This is a genomic window from Ensifer sp. LC163 (genome assembly GCF_001695855.1).
Classification (GTDB): Bacteria; Pseudomonadota; Alphaproteobacteria; order Rhizobiales; family Rhizobiaceae; genus Ensifer.
The window spans coordinates 1-11857 of record NZ_MBSS01000066.1 but is presented as its reverse complement, the minus strand read 5'-3'; the positions used below and the strand labels follow the sequence as shown (position 1 = coordinate 11857).

Sequence of the window (11857 nt, the reverse complement as noted above, 5' to 3'; positions counted from 1 at the left end):
GCGAACGGTGCGATTGCGGTTTTCCATCCGGGAGTGCCAAATAGAGAGATGGAGCGTTTCCGTGCCGCCGTTTAAAGCGGAACGATCCAGGCGCGCGCGGTTGTTTGTTGGTGACGGGGCAGACCCGTCTCGCCGCGCCACCGCCAGCGATAACGAAAGGCATCGGACAGCCCCATGCAAACAGTCTTCAGCATAGCGATCGATGCCCTTGCCTACGGCATGGTGCTCTTCGTCATTTCCATCGGGCTTTCCGTGACAATGGGGCTGATGCGTGTCGTCAATCTCGCCCATGGCGCCTTTGCCATGATCGGCGGTTACATCGCCTCCTATGCAGCGCGCGATCTCGGCCTCGCCTATGGCTTTGCCATCGTGCTTGCCGTCTTCGGCACGATCCTGATCGCCATTCCGATCGAGCGCCTGCTTTACCGGCGCATCTACGGCGCGCCGGAACTGACCCAGGTGCTGATGACGATCGGCATCACCTTCTGCATTATCGGCATCGCCAACTACGTCTTCGGCCCGACGCTGAAGACCGTGCCGCTACCCGCGCAACTGCAAGGCTCCGTCGATCTCGGTTTCCGCGCCATCGCCACGCATCGGCTCTTTGCGATCCTATGCGGTCTCGCCGTAGCGGCAGCCCTCTGGTATGCGATCGAAAGGACTGCGTTCGGCGTGAAGCTGCGCGCCTCAGTGGACAATGCGGCCATGGCCGCCGCCCTCGGCGTGCGCACCGAGATCGTCTACGCCGTGAGTTTCGCGGTGGCGGTCGGCCTTTCCGCCTTCGGCGGGGTTGTGGGCGCTGAACTTCTGCCGGTCGAGCCCTATTATGCGCTTCGTTACATGGTGACATTCCTCGTCGTCGTGTCCGTCGGCGGTGCGGGCTCGATCCCCGGCGCGCTCGTCGCCTGCCTGCTGCTTGGCGGCATTGACACGACCGGCCGTTACCTGATGCCCGAGTTTGGCGAATTCTTCTTCTATCTGGCCGTCATCGCGATCATCTGCGTCTTCCCACGCGGACTTGCCGGGAGAGCCAAGGGATGACCATGACCACAACCAACGACTTGACCACGCAGACACCGGCCAAGCGCCGCTTTGGCGGGAGCGACCTGATCGGCCTTGGCGTCATCCTGGCGCTCGCCGTTGTCGGTTACTTCCTGTTCCCGACCAATCTGGCGCTGCTCACGCGCATCATCGCCCTCGCGCTCTTGGTGCTCTCGCTCGATCTCGTCACCGGCTATTGCGGCGTCGCAACGCTCGGGCATGCAGCCCTGTTCGGCGCCGGCGCCTATGCCGCGGGGATTGCCTCGGCGCATTACGGCATCAACGATCCGCTTTCGATGCTCGCCTTCGGCATCGTCGCCGGCGCCGTTGCCGGCCTCGTTTGCGGCGCGGTGATCCTGCGCGCCCACGGCCTGCCGCAACTGGTGCTGTCGATCGCCCTCATCCACCTGTTCCATGAGTTCGCCAACAAGGCGTCGTCCTGGACCGGCGGCAGCGATGGCCTCTCCGGCATTGCCCCGAGCGCGCTGCTTGGTCTCTACGAGTTCGACCTGTGGGGCCGCACGGCTTACGTCTTCGCCGTCGTGCTGCTGGCGTTGGTCTTCGCGCTCCTACGGCTGATCGTGCGTTCGCCGTTCGGCATGCTGTGCCGGGCGATCAAGGAAGATCCGATCCGCATCCGCTCGATGGGAGCATCGCCCAAGGCAGCACTGATGAAGATGTATGTCATCTCCGGTGCCGTCGCCGGCGTCGGCGGGGCGCTCAACGCCATCTCGACGCAGGTTGTCGGTCTCGACAGCTTGTCCTTCACCATGTCGGCAGAAAGCCTGGTGATGCTTGTTCTCGGCGGAACCGGCTCGCTCTTCGGTGCGCTGACGGGCACCATCGTCTTCATGTTCTTCGAAGACGTCGTTTCCGCCGCGAACCCGTTCCATTGGCTGACGATGGTCGGCGCTCTGCTGATCGCCGTCGTCCTCTTCGCGCCGAAGGGGCTTTACGGAACGGCAGCCGCCATCGTTGCCCGCCGCCGGGAGGCAAAGTGATGCAGCCCATCTTTGAAGTTCGCAACCTCAAGCGCGCCTTCGGCGGCCTGGCGGTCACCAATGACGTGAGCCTCAGCATGGCGCCGGGTGACCGCGTGGCACTGATCGGCCCGAACGGCGCCGGCAAGACCACGTTCGTCAACCTGGTGACCGGCAACCTTGCCCCTGATTCCGGCGAGGTTCGCCTTGGCGGCGAGGCGGTCACCGGCATCGATGCCATCGGTCGGGTGAGGAGGGGGCTCGTGCGCTCCTTTCAGGTCACGCGTCTGTTTCTCGACATGACGCCGGCCGAGCACGTTGCGCTCGCCGTGCTGCAGCGTGATGGCCGCTCGGGCCGCCTGTTCGGTAATTTCCTCTCGATGCCTGATGTGATGGATGAGGTCGGTCAACTGCTCGGCAAGCTCGGCCTTCGCGATCTGATGCATCGCAAGGTCAGCGAAATCGCCTATGGCCAGCAGCGCCTGCTTGAAATCGCCGTGGCGCTTGCCTTGAAGCCGAAGGTTCTTCTGCTCGACGAACCGGCAGCCGGCGTGCCACAGAGCGACACAGGGCGCATCGAACAGGCGCTTTCCGACCTGCCGGCGGATCTCGCCGTGCTGATGATAGAGCACGACATGGATCTGGTTTTCCGCTTTGCCAAGCGCGTCGTCGTCCTGGCGGCCGGCGTCATCATCTTCGACGGTTCGCCGTCGGACGTCACCCAGGATCCGCGGGTGCGAGAAGCCTATCTGGGGAGCTATGCCAATGCCAGCCACGCCGCTTGAGGTAGAAAACCTGTCGGCCGGTTATGGACCGACGCGGGTGCTCGAAGACATTTCGTTCTCGGTTCCATCAGGTGCGCGCCTTGCCGTTCTCGGCCGCAACGGCATGGGCAAGACCACGCTGCTGGCGACGCTTGCCGGTCAGACGAAGCGCTATGACGGCCGCATTCGCATCGGTGATACGGATGTGACCGGTATGCCGAGCGCTTCACGTGCCCGCAAAGGCCTGGGCTTCGTGCCGCAGGCGCGCTGCGTGTTTCCGACGCTGACGGTCGAGGAAAACCTGTTCGTCGGCCTCAAGGACCGGCCGAAGGCTGCGCTGCAGGAAGCCTACGATATGTTTCCGCGGCTTCACGAGCGGCGGCGCAACCTCGGCAGCCAGCTTTCCGGCGGCGAACAGCAGATGCTGTCGACCGCCCGCTCGATCCTCGGCCGTCCGTCGATCCTGCTGCTCGACGAGCCGCTCGAGGGTTTGGCTCCGGTGATCTGCGAAGAGCTGATGAAAGCGTTTGCCGAACTCGCCAAGACCGGCGACATGACGATCGTGCTGGTCGAACAGCGCATCCAGAGCGCCCTGGATTTTGCCGATCAGGTCATCGTGCTTGAGCGCGGACGCGTCGCCTGGGCCGGCACGCCGCAGGCGCTGTCAAGTGACCACGACGCCGTTGAGCGATTGCTTGGCGTCGGCGGGCTTCACTGAACCAGTAGGGCCAAATCTCTCTTCGGACTTAGATCTTTGCCGATGCGACAACTCTATGTGTCTCATGTCGGCACGCTGCCTATTGCCGCACGTTGATCGCATCGGCGCACGCGGTAATAGCGAACGGGCCTGCCGGACCGAACCGGACGGCGTCAGCCGATCATCGCGTGCTGGCGCCGTTATACCGAGGCACGCACGCGCTCCCAGGCGTTCATCAGGTGGCGGCCGAGCACTTCGGATAGTTTGGCCTTGTCGCGGGCTTCGAGCGCGACGATCATCTCATCGTGCTCGGCGACGGCGGCCGCCCACTTTTCCGGGCCCTCGTGGCCGATGAAGCGGATGCGCTTCAGCCGTGTCTGCAGGACGCCATGCATGTCGGCGAGCGCCGCATTTTCGGCGAGCTGGACGATCGCCGAGTGTATCTGCTGGTTGAGCTTGTAGTATTGCAGCCGGTCGCCGACCTTGTAGCGGCGGACCATTTCGTCATGCAGAGCGCGAACCTCGGCAATGCCGGCGTCGCTCGCTGCTTCGCAGGCGAGCTTGCCCGCAAGTTCTTCCAGTGTCTGCAGCACCGTCAACATGTCGTGCACGTCCTTGGCGCTGAAGCGCTTTACGACGGCACCGCGACTGGGCACGAGTTCCACTAGCCCCTCGCTCGCCAAGTATTTGATGGCCTCGCGCAAGGGCGTGCGGGAAACGCCGAGCTGCTCGCCGAGTTGGCCCTCATGCAGGCGCGTGCCGGGCGAAAGGTCACCTTCGATGATCATGTCGCGCAGGTGGCTGACAAGCGTGTCATGCAGAGCCGTCCGCCTGATCGGGCCGGGGCCACCGTCGGCGCGTCTCTCCAGTGGTGTGATTTCGTTCATCATTTCGCTTCTGCACTTGGCGGCCGCGTGTCGGCCATCCGTTCCCCGTGAGTGCCGATTGAATCAGCACTGTCTGATTGAAGCATGGCGACAGGGCTCGCCATCGTCAACAGAAAATGCTGCATACAGAATACAAAAGACTTGATGCAGAATTTTGAATAACGTATGACAGCCTGCGAAAAGCATGAAGTGGAGGACATCTCACATGACGACCAATGGTGCTGCCGGTAACGGCGCGCGTCCTGTCATCGCGCTCGCCATGGGCGATCCTGCCGGCATCAGCCCCGAGCTGACGGCGCGGCTGCTGGCCCTTCCCGATATTCGCGAAGCGGCGCACATCATCACCATCGGAGATCGCCGCATTTTGGATGAGGGCGCCAAGGCCGCCGGCCTGACGCTTGATCTTGAATCTTCGACACTTGAGGATCTCGACAAGGCCGGAACCGACCGCCACGTCTTCGTCGATCTCGGTCATCTCGATCCGGCAGATGTCGATCGCGGCGAAGCGACGCTCGCCGGCGGCACGTTTGCAACGCGCAACTTCCGCACGGCGCTGGAGCTTGCGCACGCCGGCAAGGCCGAGGCCGTCTGCTTCACACCCTTCAACAAGAAGGCAATGCGCTTTGCCTATCCCGGCTATGACGACGAGATCCGTTTCGTCGCCGACGTGCTCGGCTTTACCGGCAAGGTTCGCGAATTCAACGTCCTCGAGAAGGTCTGGAATGCGCGTGTCACCTCGCACATCCCGCTCAAGGAAGTGGCCGACAATCTCTCGGTCGAGGGCATTCTTGCTGAAGTCGAGCTGACCCAGGCCTGCCTCAAGGAGGCCGGCTACGAAGAGGCGAAGATCGCGATTGCGGGTCTGAACCCGCATGCCGGCGACGGCGGCAGCTTCGGCATGGAAGAGATCGACATCATCGAGCCGGCGGTCGAGAAGGCCAAAGCGCTCGGCTACAACGTCGATGGTCCGTTCCCGGCTGACACCGTTTTCGTTCGTGCGCTCAAGGAGGGCTTCAATGCCGTCCTGACGATGTACCACGATCAGGGCCAGATCGCGATGAAGCTGATGGGCTTCGACAAGGGTGTGACGATGATGGGCGGTCTGCCGTTCCCGCTCTGCACCCCAGCTCACGGCACTGCCTATGACATTGCCGGCAAGGGTATCGCCGATGTCGGCGCAAGCCGCGAGGCACTTCTGCTCGCAGTCCGCATGGCGAAGAAAAAGGCTGCCCTTTCGGCTGCCGCCTGAATTCGCACGCTTTCAAGCACTACCGGCGCAGGAGGAGGTCTTGCGCCGCATTTCACTCAACGGGAGGATTGGACATGAAGAAATCCGTTTCTATCGCATGCATCATGGCAGCCGCATTCGGCGTTGCCGCTCCGGCGTCGGCCTTCGAGCCCGACCGTCCGGTTGAATTCGTCGTCACGGCTGGCCCGGGCGGCGGCACGGACATCTTCGCGCGCACGATTCAGGCGATCATCGGCAAGTACGAACTGATGAAGGCGCCGGTTGTCGTCACCAATAAGGGCAGCGCCGGCGGCGCCGAAGGCTTCGTCTACACGGCGACCAACAAGGGCGACGCCTACAAGCTGGCATTCGGCACCAACAATGCCTACCTGCTGCCGGTCCGCGCCAAGGTGCCTTACAAGGCCGGCGACCTGACACCGGTTGCAGCGCTTGCTTCCGACGAGTTCATTCTCTGGGTCAACGGCAAGGCGCCTTACGCAACGGCTGCAGACTTTGCTGCCAAGGCCAAGGAAGGCGGACTGAAGATCGGCGGAAGCCAGTCGAAGGACGTCGACCAGATCCTCACCTCGATGATCAACGAGGCGACCGGCGCGACCATCAACTACATCCCGTTCAAGAGTGGCGGCGAAGCGGCTGTTCAGCTCGCCGGCGAACACCTCGACGCCAACGTCAACAACCCGAGCGAAAACCTCGGTCAGTGGCAGGCCGGCATGGTCAAGCCGCTTTGCGTCTTCAAGAGCGTCAAGCTGACGAACGACGCCAAGGTTGCCGGCGACAAGGGCTGGAGCGACATCCCGACCTGCAAGGAATCGGGCATTGCCATCGACAACTACTCCATGCCGCGGACCGTCTGGCTGCCGGCCGGCGTTGAACCCGATGCCGTCAAGTTCTACGCGGACCTGATGCGCAAGGTTTCCGAGACGCCGGAGTGGGCGAAGTATCTTGCCGATACCTCGCAGTCTCCCGCTTACATCGCTGGCGACGACTTCAAGGCCGCCATCGAGATGGACGGCGCCGCAGTCGGCGAAGTTCTGAAGCGCGAAGGCTGGCTCGCCAACTAAAATAGGCGATATATCGGGACGGGCGCTTCTATAGCGCCGCGCGTCGAGTCTGACGCCTAGAGGACGCTTCAGAGCGCCCGTCAACCGGTTCGAAAGGTCACGATCATGAGTGAGAACAGTGCGAATGGGCTTTCCCGCTTCGCGGTGGAGCTTGGCGTCGCCACGTTAACGGGTATCTTTGGTGCTGCCATCTGCTACGGCGCCGTCGATATCGGCGCCGGATGGAGCGATTTCGGCCCCGAAGCCGGCTACTTTCCCTTTTACATCGGCGTTCTGATCATTATGGGAAGCGTTGCGAATGCAATCGGTGCATTCGTGAAGCACCGCGGCACGGGCGATATCTTCATCGATGGTGCCCGCGCGCGCGTCGTTGCCTCATTCCTCTTGCCGCTCGTCGCCTTTGCCGGCGTCTCCGCCTGGCTCGGGCTTTATGTCGGAACCGCGCTCTACATCGCCGGCGCGATGCTCTTCCAGGGGCGTTACAAGTGGTGGATCGCGCTGCCTTCAGGCGTTGCCGTTTCGCTCTTCTTCTTCATCGTATTCGAGATCGGCTTCAAGGTTCCGCTTTTGAAGGGACCGGTCGAGGCCTGGTTCGGGATCTACTGATCCCGCCCGCTTAAAGTTTCCCCGGGAGGAATGACATGGAAAATATCGGTCTTCTGATCGATGGCTTCGGCCACATCCTCAGCTGGAATCACATCCTGCTGATGATGGTCGGCGTCACGCTCGGCATTCTCGTCGGCGTTCTGCCCGGCCTCGGCGCGCCCAACGGCGTATCGCTGCTGTTGCCGCTGACCTTCTCCATGGATCCGATCTCCGCCATCATCCTGCTCTCCTGCATGTATTGGGGGGCGCTGTTCGGTGGCTCGACGACATCCATCCTGTTCAATATTCCAGGCGAGCCCTCGTCGGTGGCGACCACCTTCGACGGCTATCCGATGGCCAAGGCAGGTCAGGCGAGCCGCGCATTGACGCTGGCTTTCGTCTCGGCCGGCATCGGCGCGCTTGCCGGTGTGGTGATGATCACGCTCCTGTCGGGCTGGGTCGCGAACTTCGCGCTGCGGTTCTCCTCGCCCGAATATTTCGCGGTCTACTTCCTCGCCTTTGCAAGCTTCATCTCGATGGGTGCGCAATCGCCGTTCAAGACGCTCGTCTCGATGATGATCGGTTTCGCACTCGCTTCCGTCGGCATGGACACGATCTCCGGCGATCTGCGCCTGACCTTCGACATCCCGACCCTGATCAAGGGCGTCAGCTTCCTGATCGCCGTCATGGGTCTCTTCGGTATCGGCGAACTGCTGTTGACGACAGAAGAGGGCCTGCGCTTCGAAGGCATCAAGGCGCGCGTCAAGCTCGCCGAAATCGGCCGCACCCTGGTCGAGATCCCGCGCTACTGGTTCACCATTGCGCGCTCGACCATCATCGGCATCTGGATGGGCATCACGCCAGCCGGCCCGACCGCCGCATCGTTCATGAGCTACGGTGTTGCCCGTCGCTCGGCGCGCGACGGCTCGAAGTTCGGCAAGGGCGACCCGCGCGGTATCGTTGCGCCTGAAACCGCCGACCATTCGGCCGGCACCTCGGCGCTGCTGCCGATGCTGGCGCTCGGCGTTCCCGGTTCGGCCACGGCCGCCGTGATGATGGGCGGCCTGATGATCTGGGGCCTCACGCCCGGCCCGATGCTGTTTACCGACCGGCCCGACTTCGTCTGGGGCCTGATCGCCTCGATGTATCTCGGCAACGTCGTCGCCGTCATCCTGGTGCTTGCCACCGTGCCACTCTACGCCTCGATCCTGCGCGTGCCGTTCTCGATCATCGGCCCGATCATCGTCGCGGTGATCTTCTCCGGTGCCTATCAGGTGGCAAATTCCGTCTCCGATGTCTTTATGGTCATCGGCTTCGGTGTTCTGGGTTACGTCTTCAAGAAGCTCGATTATCCACTGGCGCCGCTGGTTCTCGCCATGGTGCTCGGCGACAAGGCCGAGGATGCCTTCCGCCAGTCGATGCTTCTGTCGGGCGGGTCGCTCAATATCTTCTGGTCGAATGCGCTGGTCTCGTCCTTGATGGCGCTTGGCCTGGCAATGCTGCTGTCGCCTGTCGTCTTCGGACTGATCGGCCTGGTTCGCAAGCGCAAGCACGATGATGCAGCATCGCAAAACGATGCAACATCGCAGGGCGACGGTAGCGCGGCGGCTTGACGGAGCCGCCGCACCAAACTTCAAGAAATCGGGGAAACGCCATGGCAAATATGCCGCGCAAATGGAACCGTGACACCTGGCCGATCGCGGCTGCGATGATCCAGTATCCGAACCTGCTGGCAGACGGTCGCTCGGTTCAGGATCAGTCGATCGAGGAATGGGCGCTGACGCTTGATGACGTCGTCGATGCCGGCTTCACCGAACTCGACCCGACCGACAGCTGGATCCGGCTTGCGGATCTGTCGCCGGCACGGCTTGAGAGCTTTGTCGCCTTGACGCGTGATCTCGGCCTGACCATGCCGGCGATCTCCACATCGCGCCGTAGCGTCATCGATCCGGATCATGGCGACGACTATCTCGCCTATGGCCACCGGGTGATCGAAACGGCTGCGGCGATCGGGGCAGGCTCGGTCTCCTTCGGGTTCTTCGGTCCTTTGACCGATGCGCAGAAGAAGGCGCTGTGGTTCTGGACGGTCGACGGCGTCAAAAACCCTGATGACGCCGCCATCTGGCAGAAGGGCGTCTCGCGCATCCGCGAACTCGGCCGCCATGCCGAGGAACTGGGCATCGAGCTGGCGCTCGAAATGTATGAAGACACCTATATCGGCTCGGCCGACAGCACCGTGCGCTTCGTTACCGACGTCGGCCTGTCGAATGTCGGCATCAACGCCGACCTCGGCAACCTGATCCGCCTGCATCGTCCGGTCGAACATTGGCAGGAGATGATGGCGAAGGTTGCACCCTTTGCCAAATACTGGCACGTCAAGAACTACAACCGCACCGAGGACGAAACGTCGGGGCTGATCGTCACCCATCCGGCTCCGCTGGAGTTCGGCGTGATCAACTACCGCTCCGCCATTCGCATGGCGCTTTCCCACGGGTTCCAGAGCCCGTTCCTCTGCGAGCATTATGGTGGCGATGGCCTTTCCGTCAGCGCAACCAACCGGGACTATCTGAGGCGCATTCTGCCTCGCGACTAAGGAACAAGTAGCGATGACCACGATCTTTGACGCACCGGAAGATTTCGCCGCAACCGCGCTCGCCGGCTTCAGCTCCATCTATGCCCGCAATGTCCGTCTGGTGAAGGGCGGCGTCGTGCGCTCGACCAAGGTGCCGAAGGGCAAGGTCGCCGTCGTTATCGGTGGCGGCTCCGGCCATTATCCCGCCTTTGCGGGTTATGTCGGTCCCGGCATGGCCGATGCGGCCGTTGCCGGTGACGTCTTTGCCTCGCCGTCGACCGCTGCCGTTGCGCGCGTCTGCCGCCATGCCGACCAGGGCGGCGGCGTCCTGCTCGGCTTCGGCAACTACGCCGGTGACGTGCTCAACTTCGGCGTTGCCGCCGAGCGGCTTCGGGCCGAAGGCATCGACGTGCGCATCGTGCCGGTGACCGATGACGTCGCCAGCGCCGCGGCTGAAACGGCGCCTAAGCGCCGCGGGATTGCCGGCGATCTCGTCGTGTTCAAGATTGCCGGTGCGGCAGCGGAAGCCGGCCTGTCGCTGGACGAGGTCGAGCGCGTCAGCCGCCTGGCGAATGACCGCACCGTCTCCTTCGGGGTCGCTTTCGGCGGCTGCACCTTGCCGGGTGCCAACCATCCGCTCTTCACCGTGCCTAAGGGCAAGATGGCGCTCGGCCTTGGCATTCACGGCGAGCCGGGCATCAGCGAAGAAAAGATCGTTTCGGCAACCGAACTTGCGAAATTGCTTGTCGGCAAGCTGCTGGCGGAACGCCCAGCTGGAACGGAGAAGGTCGCGCCGGTGCTGAACGGCCTGGGTTCGACCAAGTACGAAGAGCTTTTCGTTCTTTGGGTCGCGGTCGAGAAAGAGTTGAAGGCGGCGGGCCTCGAAATCGTCGATCCGGAATGCGGCGAGTTCGTCACCAGCCTGGACATGCAGGGCTGCTCGCTGTCACTGCTCTGGCTCGACGAAGAACTTGAAAGCTACTGGTGCGCGCCATGCGATGCACCGGTCCTGCGCAAGGGCGCGATCATCAGCGCCGCGCCGGCGACCGACACGATTTCCGACGAGGATGGCCCGGCGACCTTCGCGCCTGCCTCACAGGCATCCCGGGAAGGCGGCAAGTGCATTGCCCGGTTGATCGGCAAGGTTGCCGATGCGCTGAAGGCGGCTGAAGACGAGCTTGGCCGCATCGATGCCTTTGCCGGCGACGGTGACCATGGCCAGGGCATGCGCCGCGGTTCGGCGGCGGCGCATGAGGCTGCAAATGTGGCGGTCGCAGCCGGGGCTGGTGCTGCCAGCGTGCTGGCAGTGGCGGGCGATGCCTGGGCTGACCGCGCGGGTGGCACGTCGGGCGCGATCTGGGGACTGCTCCTTCGCTCCTGGAGCAACGTGTTTTCCGACGACGACAAGCCCTCGGATGCGGCCATCGTCGAAGGCGCGCGGCTCGCGCTCGAGGGCGTCACCCGTCTCGGACGGGCCCGCGTCGGCGACAAGACCCTGGTCGATGCGCTTGTGCCGTTCGTCGACATGCTGGAGCGGGAGTTCGAAAGCCACAGATCGTTGAACACGGCTTGGGAGGCAGCGGCCAAGGCCGCCACCGATGCGGCCGAAGCCACCTCGAGCCTGACGCCGAAGCTCGGCCGAGCACGGCCGCTTGCCGAAAAAAGCATCGGCCATCCCGATGCGGGCGCCGTGTCGCTGGCGCTGACCGCCCGCGTCGCTGCTGACTTTCTGAAGGAAACCGTCGACGCCTGATAGCGCCGTCCGGTCCATTCCTCGCAAAAAGGGCGCGGGTCCTCCCAACCGCGCCCTTTTTGTTGTCTTGTTCTGCTGCGTGCCAACTCACGTGTAGCGAACGAGAAATTCCTCGGCGGTCAGCTCGCGGAAATCGTCGAGCGCCTTGTGCAGGCGCTGATGGTCCCAATCCCACCAGGCGAGGTTGTCCATGCGTTCGCCAATACCGGCATTGAACCGGTCACGGATGAGCTTGGCAGGCACGCCGCCGACGATCGTATAGGGGGCG

The 11857-nt window shown here is 63.2% G+C and carries 11 protein-coding genes and 1 pseudogene; 10 read left to right on the top strand and 2 right to left on the bottom strand.

The features are described from left to right. Positions 1-174: 174 nt before the first annotated feature. The 4 genes from BC360_RS27625 to BC360_RS27610 are packed head-to-tail and all read left to right on the top strand — an operon-like array spanning position 175 to position 3503. On the top strand, positions 175-1041 hold the full coding sequence (locus BC360_RS27625) for a branched-chain amino acid ABC transporter permease (RefSeq protein ID WP_065797601.1): 867 nt from the start codon (positions 175-177) through the stop codon (positions 1039-1041). Beyond that, positions 1038-2042 (top strand): branched-chain amino acid ABC transporter permease, encoded by a 1005-nt coding sequence (locus BC360_RS27620; protein ID WP_413813791.1) that lies wholly within the window; start codon positions 1038-1040, stop codon positions 2040-2042. The genes BC360_RS27625 and BC360_RS27620 overlap by 4 nt, the downstream gene beginning before the upstream one ends. Further along, positions 2042-2806 (top strand): ABC transporter ATP-binding protein, encoded by a 765-nt coding sequence (locus BC360_RS27615; protein WP_065797600.1) that lies wholly within the window; start codon positions 2042-2044, stop codon positions 2804-2806. The genes BC360_RS27620 and BC360_RS27615 overlap by 1 nt, the downstream gene beginning before the upstream one ends. Next, the gene (locus tag BC360_RS27610) at positions 2787-3503 is read left to right on the top strand and encodes an ABC transporter ATP-binding protein (RefSeq protein WP_065797599.1); all 717 of its coding nucleotides are present in this window, start codon (positions 2787-2789) and stop codon (positions 3501-3503) included. Before BC360_RS27615 ends, BC360_RS27610 begins: the two co-directional genes overlap by 20 nt. Positions 3504-3682: 179 nt before the next feature. On the opposite strand, the gene BC360_RS27605 is transcribed toward BC360_RS27610, so the two are convergent. Next, a complete protein-coding gene (locus BC360_RS27605) occupies positions 3683-4369 on the bottom strand; it encodes a GntR family transcriptional regulator (RefSeq protein WP_065785839.1) in 687 nt (228 codons plus the stop codon). Positions 4370-4574: 205 nt separating this feature from the next. Here BC360_RS27605 and BC360_RS27600 point away from each other — a divergent pair, with 205 nt between their 5' ends. From BC360_RS27600 to BC360_RS27575, 6 genes are all read left to right on the top strand, one after another. Continuing rightward, positions 4575-5618: a 4-hydroxythreonine-4-phosphate dehydrogenase PdxA gene (locus BC360_RS27600; protein ID WP_065785654.1), complete on the top strand. Its 1044-nt coding sequence runs from the start codon at positions 4575-4577 to the stop codon at positions 5616-5618. Positions 5619-5692: 74 nt separating this feature from the next. Continuing rightward, positions 5693-6679, top strand: coding sequence for a tripartite tricarboxylate transporter substrate binding protein (locus BC360_RS27595; protein ID WP_065785653.1), 987 nt, complete (start codon positions 5693-5695; stop codon positions 6677-6679). Between the two features lie 105 nt (positions 6680-6784). Further along, positions 6785-7285: a tripartite tricarboxylate transporter TctB family protein gene (locus tag BC360_RS27590; protein ID WP_065797598.1), complete on the top strand. Its 501-nt coding sequence runs from the start codon at positions 6785-6787 to the stop codon at positions 7283-7285. A gap of 35 nt (positions 7286-7320) precedes the next feature. Then, the gene (locus BC360_RS27585; RefSeq protein WP_065797597.1) at positions 7321-8877 is read left to right on the top strand and encodes a tripartite tricarboxylate transporter permease; all 1557 of its coding nucleotides are present in this window, start codon (positions 7321-7323) and stop codon (positions 8875-8877) included. A 41-nt stretch (positions 8878-8918) separates the two neighbouring features. Further along, a complete protein-coding gene (locus tag BC360_RS27580; RefSeq protein WP_065797596.1) occupies positions 8919-9857 on the top strand; it encodes a sugar phosphate isomerase/epimerase family protein in 939 nt (312 codons plus the stop codon). 13 nt (positions 9858-9870) lie between these two features. After that, positions 9871-11589, top strand: coding sequence for a dihydroxyacetone kinase family protein (locus tag BC360_RS27575; protein WP_065797595.1), 1719 nt, complete (start codon positions 9871-9873; stop codon positions 11587-11589). An 87-nt stretch (positions 11590-11676) separates the two neighbouring features. Here the strand turns inward: BC360_RS27575 and BC360_RS27570 are convergent. Next, positions 11677-11857 (bottom strand): annotated as a pseudogene (locus tag BC360_RS27570) (acetyltransferase); the annotation flags it as partial.